Source organism: Bacillus thuringiensis (assembly GCF_001182785.1).
Taxonomy (GTDB): Bacteria; Bacillota; Bacilli; order Bacillales; family Bacillaceae_G; genus Bacillus_A; species Bacillus_A thuringiensis_S.
The window spans coordinates 4493926-4515082 of the sequence record NZ_CP012099.1; the positions used below are offsets into that span (position 1 = coordinate 4493926).

Genomic DNA, 21157 nt, shown 5'->3' on the forward strand with positions numbered 1-21157 from the left:
CACTAAATATATTTCAACAAAAACAAAAAAAAGAAGCAAGCACCTTTAGCTTGCTTCTTTTTACTTTATATTCTCTTCTAAAGCATCTTTTTTAATATTCCAATGAGACGTATTCCATACTACCATCCCATCTTTTATGTATAGCACTTGCGGTGATTCATGTCTAATACTGTATTGTTCTGCAACACGATTTGACACATCTCTCGCATCTTGTACGTATAAGTAATACGCTGGCACTTCTCTTTCTTCACTGCAATACGCTTGAAATTCTGTGTATGCACCGTGACTAATCGGGCATGTCGTACTATGTTTAAAAAGAACATACGGCTCATTCTTTTCTACTAAGACTTCAAGCTCTTCAATTGTTTCAAGCTTTGTCATATTCATCACGATTCACCTCTCATACGAAATCTAGAGCGCTTCTCTTTCTTTTCAGCGTTTTTCTCAATTCTTTCTAATTTACGCTCTTCTTTTTCAACCTTCTTCTCTTGTCTCGACGCACGGTAATGATTGTATACTTCAATCGCCGCACTGCTCCACTGTACAACTTGCGCTACTTTATCAGCGTTATTTTCAATTTCGTCCGTTACAGAGTCTGATACATTACGAAGCTTCGTATTTAAGGATTGGATTGTCGTTCCAATCCCATCTACACCCGCTACCACTTTATTTAATGACTGTGACTTCTGTTGAATATCATCAGCTAACGCATTCGTTTTATGTAATAATTGCTCTGTCTCTACGCTAATTCCTTGCATTTGTTTTTCTAAACCTTCTAACGTGCTTGCAACGTTTTCTAACGTCTTCTGAACCGATAACAACGTTCTGCATACATACACTACTAATACTGCGAAAGCAACCGCGATAATAGCCGCACTTACATATAAAAGAACTTGCATTTCATCACTTCCTTTATCTTTTTCATACTTTCCCCTATTATACAATCATTTTCCGTTTCATTCTAATCCCTATCTCATCATTAGAATTTTCATACTTATTCGTTAACTGTAACATAAATCATTCAACAAATTCCACTAAGTAGGTTACAATAGGAGAGGATACATAATTAGTAGGGAGGCTTTACATATGAAAGATCCACGTATTGAAAAGTTAGCATACAATTTAATTAACTACTCTATCCGCTTACAAAAAGGTGAAAAAGTATTAATTGAAAACTTTGGCTTACAAAAAGAACTTGTAACTGCACTTGTAAAAGAAGCATATGCAGCTGGTGGTTTCCCATTCGTCTCTTTAAAAGATCATCAAGTAGATCGCTCTTTATTAATGGGTGCTACTGAAGAACATTTCGAACAAATCGCTGCGTATGAAGCAAGCGTAATGAAAGACATGGACGCTTATATCGGTCTTCGCTCTGGCGATAATATTAATGAACAAGCTGACGTTCCAAGTGAGCGTATGAAAGTTCATGGCCAAACAGTTGGTAAAAAAGTTCATAGAGACATTCGCGTTCCAAAAACACGCTGGGTTGTTCTTCGCTACCCAAATGCTTCTATGGCACAGCTTGCTAAAATGAGTACAGAAGCTTTCGAAGACTTCTACTTTGAAGTATGTAACTTAGACTACGGTAAAATGGATAAGGCGATGGATAGCCTTGTTACATTAATGAATAAAACAGATAAAGTTCGTTTAACTGGCCCTGGAACTGACTTAACATTCTCTATTAAAGACATTCCAGCAATTAAATGCTCAGGTCATTTAAACATTCCAGATGGTGAAGTATACTCTGCACCAGTTCGTGACTCTGTTAACGGTACAGTTTCTTACAACACACCATCTCCTTACAACGGTTATACATTTGAAAATGTACAACTTAAGTTCGAGAACGGTCAAATCGTTGAAGCAACTGCAAACGATTCAGAACGCATTAACAAAATCTTCGATACAGACGAAGGCGCACGCTACGTTGGTGAGTTCGCAATCGGCGTAAACCCATACATCTTACATCCAATGGGAGATATCCTATTCGATGAAAAAATCGATGGCAGCTTCCACTTCACTCCTGGACAAGCTTACGACGATGCATGGAATGGTAACAACTCGAACATTCATTGGGACTTAGTATGCATCCAACGCCCTGAATACGGCGGCGGTGAAATTTACTTCGACGACGTACTAATCCGTAAAGACGGACGCTTCGTTGTACCCGAATTAGAAGCTTTAAACCCAGAGAACTTAAAATAATAAAAAACGCTCGGAATTATATCCGAGCGTTTTTTATTATCCTCACTCTATGTCGAGCTACTTTTCTTACTTTTTGTTTGCTGAAAATGAAAATAATATAAAAGCGCCACTGCGATAGTACCTATTAATATCGGTTCATATAAGGGCAGATCCCATTTCATATATACTCTAGTGCAAATAGCAAACACAAGCAAAATTTCCAAACAAAACAAAGGTTTTACATATTTCATTTCTTACCTACCATTTCTATTTTCACATATGGATTTTCTTTCTCGATAAGCGCCAAAAATTCATTCATATTTTGCGGCATCGCAATTATATGTACTTTATATGCATTCGTCGTAATTTCAAGCGATTTCCCAACTTGACGAATTATTCTTATCTCTTTCAATACAATATCGTCATTTAAAACACCGTACTTTAATACGCCATTTTCTACTTTATGTTTTTTAATAAATACTTCCCAAACAAGTGGTACATTTACAATGAAGCATAAACCCATCCCAATCAACGCCGATATCCAATGCGCTTTATTAGTGAAAAGCATGACAATTGGATATATACACATAAAAGCTAACGTAAGACAAACAAAAATGACTACTGACTTACTTCTTTGAATTGGAAAGTTCATACCTACACCCCCTAATCCAAATTATACCACTATTTCCATTTTAGTTCATAGAAAAAGGCCATTTCTAAATGACCTTTTACACAATGTACCTATAAAATTTCTTATCTACCTGTAACACTGGAAAATTTTTCGGCAACTGATCTATACTCACACTTTGAAAACCATTCTTTTCATAAAAACGATGTGCCGCTAAAAATTTTACTGTTGTTCCTAAGTAAATATCTTTCAATTTTTTATCCTCAGCCCATGAAATTGCTGTTTGAAGCAACATATGTGACGCGCCCCATTCTTTTCCGCGAAACTCTTTCTTCACGAACATTTTTCTTAGCGCTACTTGAAGATTCTCAATATCTAATAAAGCTACTGTTCCAACTACTTTCCCATCATAAATTGCTACCCAAAAGTTTCCGTGATCCTTTTGATAGAATGTTTCTATTTCAAGTAAATCAGGTTGCTCTTCTTTCGTAATGGGAACATTATACTCTTTTTGCTGAATATGAACGATAAGATCTACTACTTCCTCTTGAAACGTACTTTCATACGGAACAATACGAATTTTCTCGTTCATCGAATTTCTTTCCACTCTGAAGCTAATAAACTATATACAGCGATATCATGGAAATGATCATATAACCATTCTTCATCTCGTAAAATACCATCTAACTTAAATCCTAAACGTTCTGGAATTGCGCGGCTTTTCGCATTTCCAACACCGCAACGAATTTCAATTTTATTCAGCTTTAAATTTTCAAATGCATAGTGAAGTACAGCCTTTACGCTACGCGTCATAATACCTTTCCCGCCAGCATCTTCTGCAAGATAATACCCAAGACTCGTCGCTTTCTTCCCCCAGCTCACTGGATGAATGCCTACCATCCCAACGAGCTTTCCTTTGTAACGTATACCACTTTCAAAACCGTCTCCCTCTGCAAACTTTTTTAACCACATCGGAAAAATCTCATCATAAGCATCAGCAGATTTTGTCCCATCTACCCAAGGGAGCCATTTTCGTAAATGATTACGGTTTTGATCTAATAATTGATATAATTCCTCTTTATGATGTTTTTCTAGTAATTGTAGTTCGATTTCGTCATCTACTCGGAGTGTGAACATGCTTTTTAGTCCCCTTTTTAGTTTTCTTATTATTCTAACATTTATGGATAAAAAATGTTAAATGTTCACACTTTCTTTTGATTTTCTTTGTATAAAACCAGAAGAATACAATACTCCCGTAACAACTAATATCATTCCTACAGATTGTGCAGGTGTTATATTGACTCCTTCAATAAAAGAAATAAGCATTGTAACAACAGGCACTAGATTAAAAAATAAAGATGTCCTCGCTGCCCCAATTTGAGCAATTCCATTATTCCACCATAAGTAGCCAAGCACACTCATTCCAATTGCCATAAAGAGAATCGCGCACCATGCCAACAAAGGAATTTCTAAAACTGGTACTATACTTTTTTGTGTAGAAGATATGATAATAAAGGCAAGTGTACCAATAGTCATCGTATATGTCGTCGTTTGCATTGGATTACCAGTTTTAATAAACCTTCTGCCTAGCACGCCGTATAACGCCCAGCAGATATTCCCTAATAAAATATAAAAATCCCCTTTTGAAAATGATAAATGTTGTAGTATTGTAAACGAACCCTGTGTAAGTACAAAAACAACGCCAATTAGTGCAAGTAACATTCCAATTGCTTGGCGCTTCACTATTTTCTCTCGTAAAATGACACTTGCTAACAGCGTCGTAACGAGAGGATTTGTCGCCATAATAAGCGCACCATTAATAGCTTCTGTATATTTCATTCCTGAAAAGAAAAAGAAGTTAAAGCCGAATACACCAACAATACCTAGTAAAAGGTAATAGAGCCTATTCTGCATCCATACTTCCAAATCAAAATCTTTTCGTATTTTTAACAAACATAACATCACAAATGCAGCAATCCCAAAACGCCATGCTGCTATATGAATTGCTTCGAAATACTGCACCGCATATTTCGAAGCATTAAATGTCCCACCAGTAAATATCGCAAAACCTAATAACTGCGCATATACTTTATTTTTCATTGCCGGCCTCCAAGTCTTTTTCTTCTAGAAAACCGTAATAAATTTCTAACTTCTCCTCCGTTAGCTGAACAACTTTTTGCAATTGTTCCTGCTGTTCTTTTAATCGCTCCAAGTGAGTTGTTAAAATGGAAATTCTCTTTTTTACTTTCGCTGGTACTTCCTCTTTCTTCTGCCTAATTTCCTCTATAATGCACCCATCACTTGCAAACTCAGCCATCTCTTCTAATGACATCCCAGTTTGTTTTAATGAATATAAAAATTTTAATAGACGTACATCGCCTTCTGTATATTGACGAATACCGCTATTTCGCGTTGGTGGTGGTAATAAACCTAATTTCTCATAGTAGCGCAAAGTGTGAATGCCCATCCCGGTTAACTCTGCTACTTCGCCGATTTTATACATGTTCTCTCCCCCTTGTTTTTACATTTTCATCTTACAACCTAGAGTTAGCTCTAGGTCAATACATAAATAAAGTGAAACTTTAATCAGTGGGGGTCTTACTGCCCGTTAATGCGGGATAAAAGTTGAACATAACAAAAAAAGACGCACAGCCAAGCTATGCGTCTTTTCTATTATTTCTCTGCAACTTGAACTTCTTTTACGTAAGCTGCTTCGAATTTTTGGATGTCGCCTGCGCCCATGAAAATTAGAACGCCGTTTTTATGTTTCTTTAATACATCCGTTGTTGTATCTGTAATTAGTTCTGCACCGTCAATACGCTTTTGCAGATCTTCAATTGTTAATTCACCTTTGTTTTCGCGTGCTGATCCGAAAATATCACATAAGTATACTTGGTCAGCTTTGCTTAAGCTTTCAGCGAACTCATCTAAGAACTTTTCTGTACGTGAGAATGTGTGCGGCTGGAATACAGCGACAACTTCACGCTCTGGATGCTTTTGACGAGCTGCTTCAATCGTTGCATTAATTTCTGTCGGATGGTGTGCGTAGTCATCGATAATAACTTGCTCTCCCATTGGCTTTTCATTAAAGCGACGTTTTACGCCTTCAAAAGTTGTTAGCTGATGCTTAACTGCTTCTACATCAACGTTTTCATAATGACAAAGCGCGATTACTGCTAACGCATTTAATACGCTGTGATTGCCGTATCCTGTAATTTTGAACGTGTCATAGTACGTATTACGAACGAATACATCGAATATCGTGCCATCTGTTCTCTTTTGGATATTACGTGCTTGGAAATCATTATCTTCTCCAAATCCATAGAAAATAACAGGTACTTTCGCTTGAATTTTTTGAAGTTCTTCATCATCTCCACATGCAATAATGCCTTTTTTCACTTGCAATGCCATCTCTTGGAATGCATTGAATACATCATTGATGTCTGTAAAATAATCTGGATGATCAAAATCAATATTCGTCATAATTGCATAGTCTGGATTGTAAGACAAGAAATGACGACGATACTCACAAGCTTCAAATACAAAATACTTACTATTTTCTACCCCATGCCCTGTTCCATCTCCAATAAGGTAAGATGTCGGATGTGCGCCTTGCATTACATGGGCTAACAAACCTGTTGTTGATGTTTTTCCATGTGCACCAGTTACAGCAACACTTGTGTATTGGCTCATCAGGTCACCTAAGAAGTGATGGTAGCGATGTACTGGGATGTTTAATTCTTTTGCTGCTACGATTTCTTCATGCGTATCAGGAAATGCATTTCCTGCAATAATCACTTGTCCTTCTTCTACATTATTCTTATCAAAAGGAAGGATCGAGATACTACGCTTTTCCAACGCTGTTTGTGTAAAGAAACGCTTTTCATAATCAGACCCTTGAACAGTATGCTTCATATCATGAAGAATTTGCGCTAATGAACTCATTCCTGTTCCTTTAATTCCTACAAAATGGTAAACTGTCATCTTAAAGAACCTCCAACATTTCGAACTAATACAACGGCCTATCTATAAGACAGTATATGAATCTTTTCTTATTTTGGTAATCATCATACATTTTTGATGTAGTGAAGTTATTCTTTCCCTTCACTTATCAGGATAAACTCGTACGTACTTCTTTATATGTCCATAACAAGTCCATTATAGCAAAAAAGAAGCCGCTATACTATGATAACAGAAAAACTGATAGGGTCAATCACCTATCAGTTTTTCTCTCTTTTACATATCTTCTCTTTTTTCTAATTGAACACGCTCTAAACGTGGGTTTGGACGATATTTACGACCAGCTTTTGCTTCTGGTTTCCCATTTAACTCTACATTATCACCAGTAAAGCCAATATTCATTTTTAACAAGCTACTTCCTACCCCGTATATGTCAACAGGTACCTTTTGAGCTTCAAATTCACGAATACGCTTTTCATCAAATCCACCAGTTACAACGATGTCTACATGCTGGAATCCTTCTTCATCAAGCGCCTTGCGAAGTGCAAATACAAGCGATGGGTTTACACCACGTGGATCAAATGTTCCAAGTACTTCTGGGTGGCGAATAAAGTATTGATCAATCATTGTGCGAGACGTATCTACACGCACACCTTTTAATGTTGATCCAAATTCACGCGCTACACGAAGTGCATCTGTAATAACATCATTATTGTAATCAATGAGTACAACTAATTCATCTTCTGGGAATTTCTTATGATATGCTTTTGCCGCTTCTACAACATCACCATTAAACATTTGAATTAATGCGTGAGGCATTGTTCCCATACCACTTCTGCCCCACCATTCATTCATCGCATGCGTCGCTTGTGCGCTCATACCTCCGATGTATGCTGCATAACCATCACCAGCTTGTTGTGTATAATGATCGTCACGATCTCCCATGAAAATAACTGGTTTTTCTTTATCTACACTACGTGCAGCTTGGACAACATTATATACGTTTGTTGCAACCGATGTACGACGAGCTAAAATCCCATCAATTACACCTTCTAAAAATCCGAAATTCTCATAAGGACCATGAATTGTTAACACTGTTTCAAATGGACTAATTTTATCGCCATCTTTTAAAGAGTGAATCTCAAGTTCCTCAGGATTTTTAGCGAATGTTTGCAGCAATGCAATCACTTCATCTGTTCCGCAAAGGACTGCATTTTCTTTTTGGAAAAATTGCATCGTTACAACACTTTTCGGGCGAAATTCTTCAATAATTTCTCTAGTTTTTAAAAAGTAAACGGCGGAGAACCAACCTTCCCCAACGCGTTCGTCAAATTTAAATGTTTTATTTGTTAGTCGATTTATTTCACCTTTTAATTTTAATTCAATTTCTTTCATGTCGCTTTACTCCCTACTTTACTATCCAACATTTTCTATTAGTATACAGCAAAACCGTGGACTATACATTCGTTTCCTGCATAGCAGCAAATTCATCCTCAGAAATAAGGACATCTCTCGGCTTAGTTCCTCTCGCTTCAGAAATAATCCCTTGCGATTCCATCTCTTCAATGAGACGTGCTGCGCGATTATAACCAATACGGAATTTTCGCTGTACAGAAGATGTGGACGCTCCCCCTTGTTCTACAACAAATTGACATGCATCAAAGAACAGCTCATCTTCCGACTCAGCCTGTTCTGTTTTCGCTAATAAATCCTCTTGCTTAAATAAGTAATTCGGCTTCATTTGCTTTCTCACATGATCAACTGTTTTTTCAATCTCATCATCCGATACATATACACCTTGTACACGAACTGGCTTAGATGTGCCGTTCCCTAAAAATAACATATCACCACGGCCAAGTAATTTTTCCGCGCCCCCAATATCGATAATCGTACGTGAATCAACTTGAGATGATACAGTAAACGCAATACGCGTTGGAATATTTGATTTAATTAAACCTGTAATAACATCTACAGATGGACGCTGCGTCGCAACTAATAAATGAATGCCACAAGCACGTGCTTTTTGCGCAATACGACAAATCGCTTCCTCAACATCACCCGGTGCTACCATCATTAAATCGGCTAACTCATCAATAACGATAACGATATAAGGTAATGTCTCACCTGGAATATCTCGCTCGCTTACAATTGTATTATAGCGAGTTAAATCACGAGCACCAGCATGAGCAAACAATTCATAACGACGCTCCATTTCATCAACTGCCCACTTTAACGCAGCTGTCGCTGCTTTTACATCCGTAATAACAGGTGCTACAAGATGCGGAACAGAATTGTATGGCGCAAGCTCAACCATCTTCGGATCAATTAACATTAACTTTACTTCATGTGGTTTCGCTTTATATAAAATACTCGTTAAAATCGCGTTAATACACACACTTTTACCTGAACCCGTTGCACCCGCAATAAGTCCGTGCGGCATTTTCCGAATATCCGTTACAATTGGATCACCTGAAATATCAAGTCCAAGCGCAACAGTAAGTGGCGATTCACTCTTTGTGAATACAGGACTTCTTAAAATCTCACGAAGAAATACCGGCTTACTTTCTTTATTTGGAACTTCAATTCCAATCGCACTCTTTCCTGGAATCGGCGCTTCAATACGAATATCTTTCGCAGCTAAACTTAACTTAATATCATCACTTAAATTTGTAATTTTATTTACTTTCACGCCTGGGTCTGGTTGTACTTCAAAACGAGTTACTGCTGGCCCTTGCGATACATTAATAACATGTGCTCCAACATGAAAATTATTAAACGTTGTATCTAATAATTCTTTTTGCTCATCTAACCACTCTGTATTATCTAGTGTTGATTGCTGTGGAATTGACAACAACGCTAATGGCGGAACAGTATATGTCGGTGGTGTGTGCAATACATTTCGCATATCGTTCTCTCTTTGATTGACAACATATGCTTTCTCTTTTGGTTCTGTACTTGAAATTGGCTTTTGTACTTGCTCTACCACTACTTGCTGCATTGGTTGCTCTTCCACTTGTGGTTCTACTACCACTTGCTGCATTGGTTGCTCTTCCACTTGTGATTCTACTACCACCTGTTGCATTGGTTGCTCTTCCACTTGTGATTCTACTACCACTTGCTGCATTGGTTGCTCTTCCACTTGTGATTCTACTACCACTTGCTGCATTGGTTGTTCTTTCACTTGTGGTTCTACTACCACTTGCTGCATTGGTTGCTCTTCCACTTGTGGTTCTACTACCACTTGCTGCATTGGTTGCTCTTCCACTTGTGATTCTACTACCACCTGTTGCATTGGTTGCTCTTCCACTTGTGATTCTACTACCTCTTGTTGCATTGGTTGTTTTTTCACTTGTGGTTCTGCTACCTCTTGTTGCACTGGCTTATTCTCTACTCGTACATTAACAGAAGGCGGCATTGCATTTGCTCTAGCTGCATGTCTTTCCATTAATCGTGTTCTATCTTGTTTCAGCATAACAACATTAAATGGTACATGACGCTTTTTCTCACGTTTTGGTTCTTCTTTTTGTACAACTGGTTGTTCTTCTACGACCGGTGCTTCTTCTACAACTGATTGTTCTTCTGCGACTGGTGCTTCTTCTACAACTCGTTTATTTTCTTCTGTTTCTGCAATTAAAACATTCGCAAAGCTTTGAACATCGTTCTTTGTCTGTTCATCAGCCTCAGCTACATGTATGAATTCACTGTTTTGTTCAATTACTTCATCTTCTTGCTGAATTTCCTCAAGTGCTACAAATGTCTCTACTACAGGCGCTTTTGTTTCTGCGATCACTTCTACTTCTTCTAGCTCTTCTGTTTCCGCAATTACTTCTACTTCTTCTGACTCTTCCGCTTCTGCAATTACTTCCACTTCTTCTAGCTCTTCTGCTTCTGCAATCACTTCCACTTCTTCTGTTTCCGCAATCACTTCCACTTCTTCTAGCTCTTCTGTTTCTGTAATTACTTCTACTTCTTCTGACTCTTCCGCTTCTGCAATTACTTCCACTTCTTCTGTTTCTGCAATTACTTCTACTTCTTCTAGCTCTTCTGCTTCTGCAATCACTTCTACTTCTTCTGACTCTTCCGTTTCTGCAATTACTTCCACTTCTTCTGTTTCTTCTGTTTCTGCGATTACTTCCACTTCTTCTGTTTCTTCTGTTTCTGCAATTACTTCTACTTCTTCTAGCTCTTCTGCTTCTGCAATCACTTCTACTTCTTCTGACTCTTCCGTTTCTGCAATTACTTCTACTTCTTCTAGCTCTTCTGTTTCTGTAATTACTTCCACTTCTTCTAGTTCTTCTGGTATTTCCACAATGATTGTTTCTTCAAGTTTTTCTTCTGCTTTGACAATCACTGATTCTTGTGAAGTTTGCTTTTCTACTTCAATAGTAGGTTGTTCTATTTCTGTATTACGTTTAATTTCTTCTGATAATATTGTATCCTCGTGCTCTACTTTAGAAGCTACTACTTCTTCTTGTAGATTGTTTTCGTTTAACACCACTACATCTTTTTCTAGCTTAGCACTTTCCATCTGCTCAGCTACTGTTTTATGAAGTAATTCATCCGCTGAAACTTCCTGCGGTGTACTCATTTCTTGAATCACTTCTTTTTCTTCTACTAAAGGCTCTTGGCGTTCAATTTCATAACCGTTTTTCTCTAGCCATTGATCAACAACTGATTTTTCTTTCTTTTTATCTTGTTGACCAACTGATTCATGACTAGGCGAAGAAGACGTTGCTTGCCCTTCTGAGAAATCCGATAATGTATATCCTTTTTTCTCTAACCATGCATCAACAACTGCTTTGCCCTCTACAGATATTTCAAGATCTTCTCTTTCCTTTACTTCCTCCTGCTTTTCTTCCTTTTTCTCTACAGAAGGACGATTATATCCGTAAATTGGCGAAATCATTTCTGTTGGACGAAATGGTCTACGGTTACTTTCTTGCACTGGTGCAGATGCCTTTTTAATGACAGACTCTCGCTCCGGTTCATATTGCACTTCCGGTTCTTCATATGTAGAAACTACCTTCTCCACATACGGTCGTCTGCTTCTTTCCACTTTTATTCCTCTTTGAATAGGCTGATCTTCATACGTTACAGCTTGAACAGGTTGTTCTTCAAAATGCCCTGCTTCTATAACATCCTCTTCATCAAACCCATTATCCGGTACTAATGGAAAACGGCATTTACCTGCATTCCTACTTGCCATTTGTGCTTCTCTTGCTTCAGTGTAGTGGTTTACACGCGGAATTTTCGGCTGACTTTCCATTTGCTTTGGTACTTCTTTATTCATCGCTGTTTGTTCTTCCTCTTTGTTAAACAGCTTTTTCATCCAATCTAACATGCTTACCACTCTTTCTACTAAATAGTAACATCCTTTATTGTATCAGCATTCGGCAAAAAGTGCAGGTAAAATTAAGCATGTCATATTTATCCACAATATTCTAATTTACGAGTGTTTTCATATGGAAAAACGCAGCCTTTCATGTAAGACTGCGCTTAAGCTTTACTCCTCCGATATTCATCAACACTATCCGTTACACTTTGCAATAAAGAATTTACATACTGCGGGTCAGATAATTTTTTATCCTCTTCATGGTTTGACATAAACCCAAGTTCTAATAGTACACCAGGAACTTTTGCCCAATTAAATCCAGAAAGATCATCCCTGAATTTAATTCCATTCACTTTCACTTGCTGATTCTCTCTCATTTTATTTACAATCGTTTGAGAGATTTGAAGACTTTCCGCATAAATCTCTTTCGTGTACGGACTTCCTTCTGCCGGCGTTAATACAGCAAATCCACTTTGATTCGGATTTTCAGAACCATCTGCATGAAGACGTAAAAATAAATTTGCCTTATGATTATTTGCGAATGTCGCTCGTTCTTTATTACTTATATCAACGTCTTGTGACGTTCTCGTCATTAATACTTGTATTCCCTTTGCTTCTAACTTTTCTTTTAATACGAAAGCCATTTCTAATACAAGTACAGCCTCTCTTTTTTTCGTCACAACACCAGTTGTACCATCTGTCACTTTATATTTTTTCGTTGTTGCCCCTGGTCCAATCGGCTCTAAATTTAAATTCGCTTTTTGTTGATGCCCTGGATCAATAACGACGAGAAACTTTCCTTGTTTTTCATTACTCTCTACTTTTTGTTCATTATTTTGCACTGGTTGCTCAGTTGGCTGCACCGGCATAGTTTCTTCTTCTTTCTTTTCCTCGGCTGATACTTCCTCTTGCCTATGTTCTACTTGTTCATTCGTTTGAATTGCTTGCGATTCTTCTTTCTTTTCTTCTTGTTGCTTTTCTATCGGTGCGTCTTCTTTGTTAGCTTTTCTTTTCTCTTGTATAGAAGATGTAGTTTCTTTTTTCGGCTGCTCTTGTGAACAACCAGCCATATATATTCCAATGAATGCAATCATGCCCATTATTTTTATATACTTCATACTTCTCTCCTATCACTTTGCACCAGATTCAAAGTTTTTCTTATAATTGCCCTATAATCTCATCCATATTTCCAATATAAACTGGCTGCCATGTTTCTGTACCACGTTCTGCAGTATAAACTGGATAAGCGTCATCATCTATATTTACGAAAATCGGATCGCCCATATCCGTTTCATATCCAATTGCAATCCATCCTTCTTGCCACTTTCCGTTTTCTTCACTTATTAATGACTTTTTATGTTTATCATATCGGTAACCGATTTGTCCTTTTTCTAATTCACTTTCACTAAACACATATATTTCATAAGTACCTAGCTCAACATCTTGCTGTTTTGAAATTTCAATTCGTTTTAGAAGTTCTGCGATTTTTGGTTGTTGTTTCATACGTCTATCCCCTTCTATTTTTCTAAATTTTAACTAGTTTGTTTATAAAATACAATATAGATTTTAAGAAAAAAGGTGACATCCTTATCATATTAACGATTTTTTGAGTATATCTATCACAACTCTCAATATATCAACGATTCAACACGAAATTTCGACTTACCAACAAAAATGACAAAAAAAGAGGCTGTCCAAAAGGACAACCTCTCTTTTCTTATATCAATTAAAATTTAAACTCTTGTCCAACTTCAAAGCTATCTTCTAATACAAGAATACCTTTTTCTTGTGGAGCGTCTGGAAGCTCTAATTCACGTGCAGAGCAGATCATTCCAGAAGAAGGAACACCGCGAAGCTCAGCTGGCTTGATTAACATACCGCTTGGCATTACAGCACCGATTTTTGCAACGACAACTTTTTGTCCTGCATCAACGTTTGGTGCGCCACATACGATTTGTAATGTTTCTGTACCGATTTCTACTTTACAGATGTTTAACTTATCAGCATTTGGATGCTTTTCTTTTTCAGCTACATAACCTACAACAAATTTCGGAGAAAGATCTGCTTCTACTGTTTCTTCAAAGCCGTTCTTCGCTAAAATTTCGTTGATTTTCTCAACAAGCTCTTTCGTTAATGTAAGGTTACCTGTTTCCGTTACTTCTAAATAAGAAGATGCATTAAAGATGTTGAATCCTCCCGTTACGTTGCTTTCACGATCATAAACGCGAGCAACATCTCCTTTGCGATCAAAAGTACGGTTCTCTAAAGTAATATCTTGTAAGGCAACAATTAAAGTGTCACCAATTCCTTCAAGGTTGTAAAAAACGTTCACTTCGTTCATCCTTTCTCTTTTCCATCTGTCTTCTTCCGATTTTTCGCTAAAATAAAGATTGGTTCAAATTCTCCTTCTTCATATACGAATGAAAGTGATGTAATCGGAACATGCCCTTCGGCAAAAAATTTCATTGTCATTTGTGCAATAATATCATAACCGATTTCGTTAACGATATCAGCAATAATTAATACATCTTGGTGAGGAACAGCAACAACCATGTCACCAGAAATCTTTTCACGCATCGATTGTAGTAACGATTCGTTTAAAATACGCGTCGCATCATACCCATCGTTTGTGTTTAAAAAGTAGAATGTATTACCTGCTACTGTATCCTGCTTAAATTCATAACCTAATGAGCGAGCATTGAATAATGCCATTTCACGTACTTGTTGTTCTGTAAGCTCTAACTTTTGTAATAAACGCTCATCAATTAGTCGATACGTTTTATTAGAATCTAACGCGTAGTAAATACGTGTTTCCGCCGTATGATCCGTCATAATAAACGGATTTCCTTCTTCTGCTTGTTTCGGGAAAGAAGTAGAGCGAATAACAGGTAAAATTTTCGCTCCGCTATTTTCTTCTTTATGCATCGCAATTAGCGCTTCTTGTACGTAATAAGCAACCTCTTCAATTGCCTTTTCTTTGTTCACTTCCCATTTCGCCACAACTCCTGGAAGCGATACGTTAATACCTTTTTTCGAGTCTTTCTGTTCTATACGTAGAACTTCTTTCTCGCTATCATACTGAAAGTCCCATTCTGAGCGAGATAATTTCTTCATTAACTCGTCTTTCATCTTTTTACTTGTCATCTTCATCTCTTTTTCCTCCCTTCCAAAAAAATAACCTCCCCCGCGAAGGTAGAGGTTGTTTTACAATTCAATTGGCAAATTGCCTTATTTTAAACCTTCAATGAACTCTTCGATTTGTTCTTGTGTTTTACGATCTTTGTTTACATAGCGACCAGTTTCTTCACCCTTATTGTACGCTACAAAGCTCGGAATGCCAAATACGTCTAATTTTACACATAGATCAATAAACTCATCACGATCTACATAGTAAAATGAGAAATCACTATATTTCTCTTCTACTTCTGGCATAAATGGGTCTACAAAACGGCAGTCTGGGCACCATTCTGCTGAGAACATAAAGACTACATTCTCTTCATTTTTTAATTGTTGGAATTGCTCCATGCTTTCTAATGACTTCATCTATATTTCCTCCTCTAACGAGTGCATGTTTTCATGTTATAATCTTTCTTTTATACTACCATACATCGCGCATGGTGCAAGGTTTATGCTTGCTTTTTGTCATACTTATATTGCCCAACAAGTAACTTAACAACGTGTACAAATAATTCCGTGCGGTCGACATAATCATCTGTAAAAATACCGATCGCACCTTCGTGACTACGAATGTCTTTTCTATGTACAAACTCTTCCATCACTTCACTTAACTCCTTGCCATCTTCAAGAGGTGCTAAAAAATCGTCTGGTAACGTAATACGCGCCCCTCCAGCCACGAATACTTTCCCATCACTTGTTGCTAGTGCGCCCCAGTTACACATAAATAAACCGTGCTCTGTTTTCATCACACCGCCCTCTAGTCCAATACCGATTGGAGCTTCTCCTTCCTCTAGCGCTCGTTTCGCTCTATTAATCGCTCCTTGCATCGTCTCTTCATCTGAAAACGGCTGATTTGCTACCCCTGAAGGAACAGAAAGAGATGTAATTTCAGCATCTTTCCAAACCTTCTCCACAGCCCCAACCTTCGTCTTATTCTTCGATCCTACTACTACTTTCATTTCGTTCACCTCTATAAAAATTCATCATTTTACCTTAATCAATTTACTCTTTATACATGGAAGCATCGCAACCACACAACGCCGGGGCATCTCTCCCACCTAAAAAAAGAAAGGCTCTTCAGCCCTTCTTTTCTACGCGTTATTCTTAATTGTCTCTAACGTCGTTTTATCTGTTGTTCTTACAAGCTTCGTAATTAATTCTTTCGCCGCTGCATAATCATCAACATGTAAAATTGAAGCATGTGTATGAATGTAGCGTGCACAAACACCAATTACTGCTGATGGGATACCAGAGTTACTTGTATGTACACGGCCCGCATCTGTACCACCTTGTGAAATAAAGTATTGGTACGGAATGTTGTTTGTTTCTGCTGTATCTAAAATGAATTCGCGCATTCCTCTATGTGTTACCATCGTGCGATCGTAAATACGAAGAAGAGCACCTTTTCCTAATTGACCGAACTGCGTTTTGTCACCAGATGCATCGTTTGCTGGACTTGCATCAAGCGCATAGAAAATGTCTGGTTGAATCATATTTGCAGCTGTTTGCGCTCCGCGAAGACCTACTTCTTCTTGTACAGTAGCACCAGAATATAATGTATTTGGTAATGTTTCATCTTTTAATTCTTTTAACAATTCGATTGCAAGACCACATCCGTAACGGTTGTCCCAAGCTTTCGCCATAATTTTCTTCTCATTTGCCATCGGTGTGAATGGGCAAATCGGCACGATTTGTTGTCCTGGTTTTACACCAATTTCAATCGCATCTTCATAACTATCTGCACCTATATCAATTAACATATTTTTTATATCCATCGGTTTTGCACGTTGCGCGTCACTTAATAAATGAGGAGGAATAGAACCAACAACCCCAATAACAGGACCATTCTTCGTCATAACTTGTACACGCTGCGCTAATAAAACTTGGCTCCACCAGCCGCCTAACGTTTGAAAACGAAGCATTCCGTTTTTCGTAATTTGCGTAACCATGAAACCTACTTCATCCATATGACCTGCTACAAGAACACGCGGGCCAGTTTCGTCCCCTTTTTTCAGACCAAATACGCTACCTAAACCGTCTTGTATAATTTCATCCGCATATTTGCTTAATTCTTGTTTCATAAAACGGCGTACATCATGTTCAAAACCTGATGCACCTTGTAATTCTGTTAACGTACGAAATAATTGCAATGTCTCTTTATTCACGAAGTCCCCTTCTTTCAAACCTTAGTAGAATACCTCTTTTATTGTAACGAAATTTTCGAAATGTTTCTAGTTTCTTCTTTTTTAGCTGTATTTGCTTTATAATTATTATTGGTACACTATTTTTATTTTATAGAATTGAGGTGAATATATGAGCTGGAAAGGTTTAGTAGCAGGTCTTGGCGTTGGGTTCGCAGCTGGTTATCTCGTTGCAAACAAAGTACAAGAACAATCCCATATTTCTTCAGAAAAAGCATTGAAAATGGTGAAACAAGCATTAAGTCATAAAGGTGAAATTACTGGCTCTTGGGTACATATGGTTCCAGAGACATTTGAAAAATATGATGTCGCATATGAAGTTTATCGCGGCGGTCTTACAACAATGTTAGATGATATACAAGAACGATTTGAATTTTTAGTTGATGCTAAAACAGGTACTGTTTTAGAGGTTATAGCAGCATAAAACGGAGGGTTCCCATTAGGTGAACCTCTTATTTTTTTGAAATTGCGAGTATTGATTAAAATTATATCAGCGATTTTTTAAATATATCGACTTACCGACAAAACCCCACAATAAAAAAGAAGCTGCTCCAATAAATATGATGGAACAACTTCCTATTTTTATGCTTCTATACTCGTTTTCCGTTCTATTTTTTCTACGATATGCCCTTCCTCATTCCACTTCACAGCACGATAATATGCATCATGATAAAACGTAAACCACGCCTCTTTGTCAGCACCATACTTCATCCATTTTTGTTTATTTTCAATCGAGGTCATCGGATAATCATCGTATGCCATTACCCATAATACATTTTGATGCGCGTGCGTCGGCAAGAGATCCGCTAAATGTAGCATCGTTTCCCCTTGACTCTCCAAAGCGATAACTGCATGTCCATCACTATGACCACCCGTATGCGCCATCTTGATTTCATCTGTAATTTCTATTTCTTGCTGGAACGTAACAACTTGATCTACAATTGGCTCCCAATTTTCCTTCCAATATGTATTACGTGATCTAATGTTTGGATTCCTCATTTCATTCCATTCTGTTTCACTTACGTAAACTTTCGCATTTGGAAATGCCGGCACAAGGTGATCATCTTCCCATTTTGTTAGACCAGATGCATGATCAAAATGAAGATGTGTCATTAAAACATATTGAATATCTTCAGGCTTTAATCCCTGTTTTTCTAACGATTCATAAACCGATGATTCTTCTGTTACACCTTGATTTCGTTTCATCTTCTCATCCAACTTACCGTTTCCTATTCCTGAATCAATGAGCATATTTCCATCTTTCGTTTGTAAAAGTAACGGATCTGTTCGTAAGTAAATATGATTTGTGTCATTATGTTTATATTTACGTGACCAAAGTACTTTCGGCACAACACCAAACATTGCCCCTCCATCTAAATGTGTATTTCCGCCTTTTAACCACGTTACTTTTATATCTCCAATTTGTAACTGTTCCATTACACATCCCCCTTTCAATTAATCTTAACATAAAATTCTGATTATTTTAGATGTAAAAAAACCTATGCATTACTGCATAGGCTCTGTACGATATTTTGCTTCAACTCGGTAAATACGATGACCTTTACTAGAGAATTTCTCTTCGTATTCAGTCATGATGTTACCTTCAAAGTCGCTGTTATGAAGATCTAAGCTTAAGTACGTTAGTAACATACCATACTCAGCCATACTCATAAGAGAATATTCAAATAAACCTTGATTATCTGTTTTGAAATGAATTTCTCCGCCTTCTACTAACACTTCTTCATAATTGCGTAAAAACGTTTTATACGTTAAACGACGCTTCGTATGACGCTTCTTTGGCCATGGATCTGAGAAGTTTAAATAAACGCGATCAATCTCACCTTTTGCAAAGAAAACTGTTAAATCTTCAGCATCTTTATTAATTAACTTTAAGTTCGGCACTTCTTCTTCAATTAATTTATCAAGTGCATCTACAACAACACTTGTGAATTTTTCAATTCCGATATAATTAATATGTGGATTCGCTTTTGCCATATCATACATAAAGCGGCCACGACCTGTACCTACTTCAATATGAATTGGTTGTTCATTTCCAAATACTTCTTTCCAGTTACCAGCGCGCTCCTCTGGGTTTCCGATTACGATATGTGAATACTCGTTAATTCGATCCATTGCATATGGTTTATGTCTTAAACGCATAGATGTCTCCCTCTCTTTACAAAACTATTTTAAAGGAATAATTCCTTCTTTCTTTTTTTAATCAATCTACCAAACAAAAAACCAAGTACGTACGAGCACTCGGTCCGTTTCTTTCAAGTATAAGATGTACCATTTTGATAAAAACTACATACAGCATTAAACATTCCATGACGAAACAGCTTTTTCTCTTACATTTGAAGAGAAAAACAATCGAAAGGATGATCCGTTCATGCCAATTAATCAACAACATCAATTAGAAGTGCTGAAAGATATTTTAGTCAACCACCAAAGTGATTGCTGCGGGACAGTTTCAGAATGCGAGCAATTAGAGCGCCTCATTCAATCGTTACTCGCAAACGATAATATAAGTAGTGACGCTAAAACAATGCTAAACGATGTATATTCTTATAGTCAATCGGGTAAATCTTCCTCTAATTTGGACAACCATATTTCCAATAATCAAGAACAACTTACTCAGTGGATTGCTGGAATGGACAATTTTTCTTAAGTATTATTCTGAAGCAAGTAGTTGCTGTAAATATTGATGCCAATATTCAGCTTCTGCTTGCTGTTTTTTTGTTGTATGCCATTGAATAGACAAAATCGTTTGTGCTATCACATACCATCTCATGCGCCTAAGCAGCGATTCATCCATTTCAATATCATAAAAACCGAGCCACTCACTCCACTCCTGGCGCGGAATGTACCAATATAATAACATACCAAGGTCTAGAGCTGGGTCAGCAATTACAGCTCCATCCCAATCAATTAAAAACAACTCATCTTCATCCGACAATATCCAGTTGTTATGGTTTACATCACAATGGCATACAACGAATTCATTGTATTCAATAGCTTTTAATGAATCCATTAAATATTGAAGGCCTTGCTGAATTGTTTCATCATCCCTTATATCTCCTCTTAAAACGAGTTGCAGTTGTTGTAATAACTCTTGTGCGTGAAGCGGCTGCTTCCCAAGTCTTTGAATCATCTGTACAAGCGCTTTAGAGGAGTGAATTTTCTTCAAAAGTTTCGCAACACGTTCTAGTTTCATATCCTCTGGCTCTAACTTCTGTCCCGGAAGCCATTTTTGAGCAGAAATTACATCACCGTTCGTTACCCTTCTTGTCCAAAGTAATTTTGGAACAATTCCTTCTGCTGACAATACCGCTAAAAAGGGCGATGTATTCCGCTTTAAAAATAACTTCTGTTGTCCGTTTTGCGCAATATATGCATCGCCCGTTACTCCACCAGCCGGTACAAGACTCCACTCTTTTCCTAATAATTGTTCCAACCATTCCATATTCATTACCCGTTAACAAATCCTTATCTTTTATAGTTATGAAAAGAAAAACCGCAACATTTCTACACATGTTGTGGATTCATATATTTTACTGTAAATGAAAAGAAAAATTAGCCTCAGCCAAAAATTCTCTATTTTATTTTACAAAACCTGTCATAGAATGACAACTTATCAAAATCGTCACCTTTGTCAATTCTACATTTATTACATTCTCA

Annotated in this window: 24 protein-coding genes; 3 read left to right on the top strand and 21 right to left on the bottom strand. The window is 37.3% G+C overall.

What is annotated here, in order from left to right; translation table 11 throughout:
• Positions 1-60 precede the first annotated feature (60 nt).
• Both ytxJ and AC241_RS23195 read right to left on the bottom strand, forming a co-directional pair.
• Positions 61-387 carry a bacillithiol system redox-active protein YtxJ gene (ytxJ, locus tag AC241_RS23190; protein WP_001057469.1) on the bottom strand — a complete coding sequence of 109 codons (327 nt, stop codon included), beginning with the start codon at positions 385-387 and terminating at the stop codon, positions 61-63.
• Positions 387-899, bottom strand: a complete 513-nt coding sequence (locus tag AC241_RS23195) for a DUF948 domain-containing protein (protein WP_001197721.1) — start codon at positions 897-899, stop codon at positions 387-389. The genes ytxJ and AC241_RS23195 overlap by 1 nt, the downstream gene beginning before the upstream one ends.
• 187 nt (positions 900-1086) lie before the next feature.
• Between AC241_RS23195 and AC241_RS23200 the strand changes: the two genes are divergently transcribed.
• The gene (locus AC241_RS23200; protein WP_000654729.1) at positions 1087-2202 is read left to right on the top strand and encodes an aminopeptidase; all 1116 of its coding nucleotides are present in this window, start codon (positions 1087-1089) and stop codon (positions 2200-2202) included.
• A 47-nt stretch (positions 2203-2249) separates the two neighbouring features.
• On the opposite strand, the gene AC241_RS35255 is transcribed toward AC241_RS23200, so the two are convergent.
• The 16 genes from AC241_RS35255 to AC241_RS23280 all read right to left on the bottom strand — a co-directional run bounded on the left by AC241_RS35255 (position 2250) and on the right by AC241_RS23280 (position 17443).
• The gene (locus AC241_RS35255) at positions 2250-2432 is read right to left on the bottom strand and encodes a hypothetical protein (RefSeq protein ID WP_050844589.1); all 183 of its coding nucleotides are present in this window, start codon (positions 2430-2432) and stop codon (positions 2250-2252) included.
• Positions 2429-2833, bottom strand: coding sequence for a PH domain-containing protein (locus AC241_RS23210; RefSeq protein ID WP_050844590.1), 405 nt, complete (start codon positions 2831-2833; stop codon positions 2429-2431). Before AC241_RS23210 ends, AC241_RS35255 begins: the two co-directional genes overlap by 4 nt.
• Positions 2834-2909: 76 nt before the next feature.
• Positions 2910-3401, bottom strand: a complete 492-nt coding sequence (locus AC241_RS23215; protein WP_050844591.1) for a GNAT family N-acetyltransferase — start codon at positions 3399-3401, stop codon at positions 2910-2912.
• A complete protein-coding gene (locus AC241_RS23220) occupies positions 3398-3946 on the bottom strand; it encodes a GNAT family N-acetyltransferase (RefSeq protein ID WP_000494681.1) in 549 nt (182 codons plus the stop codon). Before AC241_RS23220 ends, AC241_RS23215 begins: the two co-directional genes overlap by 4 nt.
• A 57-nt stretch (positions 3947-4003) precedes the next feature.
• The gene (locus AC241_RS23225; protein WP_029443432.1) at positions 4004-4909 is read right to left on the bottom strand and encodes a DMT family transporter; all 906 of its coding nucleotides are present in this window, start codon (positions 4907-4909) and stop codon (positions 4004-4006) included.
• On the bottom strand, positions 4899-5312 hold the full coding sequence (locus AC241_RS23230; protein WP_000276601.1) for a MerR family transcriptional regulator: 414 nt from the start codon (positions 5310-5312) through the stop codon (positions 4899-4901). The genes AC241_RS23225 and AC241_RS23230 overlap by 11 nt, the downstream gene beginning before the upstream one ends.
• Positions 5313-5482: 170 nt before the next feature.
• A complete protein-coding gene (gene murC, locus AC241_RS23235) occupies positions 5483-6793 on the bottom strand; it encodes a UDP-N-acetylmuramate--L-alanine ligase (protein ID WP_029443433.1) in 1311 nt (436 codons plus the stop codon).
• A 252-nt stretch (positions 6794-7045) separates the two neighbouring features.
• Complete coding sequence (locus AC241_RS23240; protein ID WP_016080041.1) at positions 7046-8164, bottom strand: nicotinate phosphoribosyltransferase; 1119 nt, start codon at positions 8162-8164, stop codon at positions 7046-7048.
• Between the two features lie 61 nt (positions 8165-8225).
• Complete coding sequence (locus AC241_RS23245; protein WP_050844592.1) at positions 8226-12110, bottom strand: DNA translocase FtsK; 3885 nt, start codon at positions 12108-12110, stop codon at positions 8226-8228.
• 155 nt (positions 12111-12265) lie between these two features.
• Positions 12266-13219 carry an N-acetylmuramoyl-L-alanine amidase gene (locus AC241_RS23250; RefSeq protein ID WP_050844593.1) on the bottom strand — a complete coding sequence of 318 codons (954 nt, stop codon included), beginning with the start codon at positions 13217-13219 and terminating at the stop codon, positions 12266-12268.
• Between the two features lie 40 nt (positions 13220-13259).
• A complete protein-coding gene (locus AC241_RS23255) occupies positions 13260-13604 on the bottom strand; it encodes a hypothetical protein (protein WP_050844594.1) in 345 nt (114 codons plus the stop codon).
• A 223-nt stretch (positions 13605-13827) separates the two neighbouring features.
• Positions 13828-14442, bottom strand: coding sequence for a YtpR family tRNA-binding protein (gene ytpR / locus AC241_RS23260; protein WP_001006777.1), 615 nt, complete (start codon positions 14440-14442; stop codon positions 13828-13830).
• Positions 14439-15251 (bottom strand): DUF1444 domain-containing protein, encoded by an 813-nt coding sequence (locus tag AC241_RS23265; protein ID WP_050844595.1) that lies wholly within the window; start codon positions 15249-15251, stop codon positions 14439-14441. Before AC241_RS23265 ends, ytpR begins: the two co-directional genes overlap by 4 nt.
• A gap of 78 nt (positions 15252-15329) precedes the next feature.
• Positions 15330-15644, bottom strand: coding sequence for a thioredoxin family protein (locus AC241_RS23270; protein WP_000838193.1), 315 nt, complete (start codon positions 15642-15644; stop codon positions 15330-15332).
• An 83-nt stretch (positions 15645-15727) separates the two neighbouring features.
• Positions 15728-16237: a DUF84 family protein gene (locus tag AC241_RS23275; RefSeq protein ID WP_016080032.1), complete on the bottom strand. Its 510-nt coding sequence runs from the start codon at positions 16235-16237 to the stop codon at positions 15728-15730.
• A 132-nt stretch (positions 16238-16369) separates the two neighbouring features.
• Complete coding sequence (locus AC241_RS23280; RefSeq protein ID WP_050844875.1) at positions 16370-17443, bottom strand: M42 family metallopeptidase; 1074 nt, start codon at positions 17441-17443, stop codon at positions 16370-16372.
• Between the two features lie 148 nt (positions 17444-17591).
• Between AC241_RS23280 and AC241_RS23285 the strand changes: the two genes are divergently transcribed.
• Entirely contained in the window at positions 17592-17903 is a 312-nt protein-coding gene (locus AC241_RS23285) for a PepSY domain-containing protein (protein WP_000118541.1), read from the top strand.
• Positions 17904-18061: 158 nt separating this feature from the next.
• Here the strand turns inward: AC241_RS23285 and AC241_RS23290 are convergent, their stop codons facing one another.
• Complete coding sequence (locus AC241_RS23290) at positions 18062-18916, bottom strand: YtnP family quorum-quenching lactonase (protein WP_029443441.1); 855 nt, start codon at positions 18914-18916, stop codon at positions 18062-18064.
• A gap of 69 nt (positions 18917-18985) precedes the next feature.
• Positions 18986-19639, bottom strand: a complete 654-nt coding sequence (gene trmB, locus AC241_RS23295) for a tRNA (guanosine(46)-N7)-methyltransferase TrmB (protein ID WP_001239383.1) — start codon at positions 19637-19639, stop codon at positions 18986-18988.
• A gap of 229 nt (positions 19640-19868) precedes the next feature.
• On the opposite strand from trmB, the gene AC241_RS23300 reads away from it, so the two are divergent.
• Entirely contained in the window at positions 19869-20147 is a 279-nt protein-coding gene (locus AC241_RS23300; RefSeq protein ID WP_001122235.1) for a YtzH-like family protein, read from the top strand.
• A gap of 3 nt (positions 20148-20150) precedes the next feature.
• Here the strand turns inward: AC241_RS23300 and AC241_RS23305 are convergent, their stop codons facing one another.
• Positions 20151-20948, bottom strand: coding sequence for a phosphotransferase family protein (locus AC241_RS23305; RefSeq protein WP_002094168.1), 798 nt, complete (start codon positions 20946-20948; stop codon positions 20151-20153).
• Between the last annotated feature and the right edge of the window lie 209 nt (positions 20949-21157).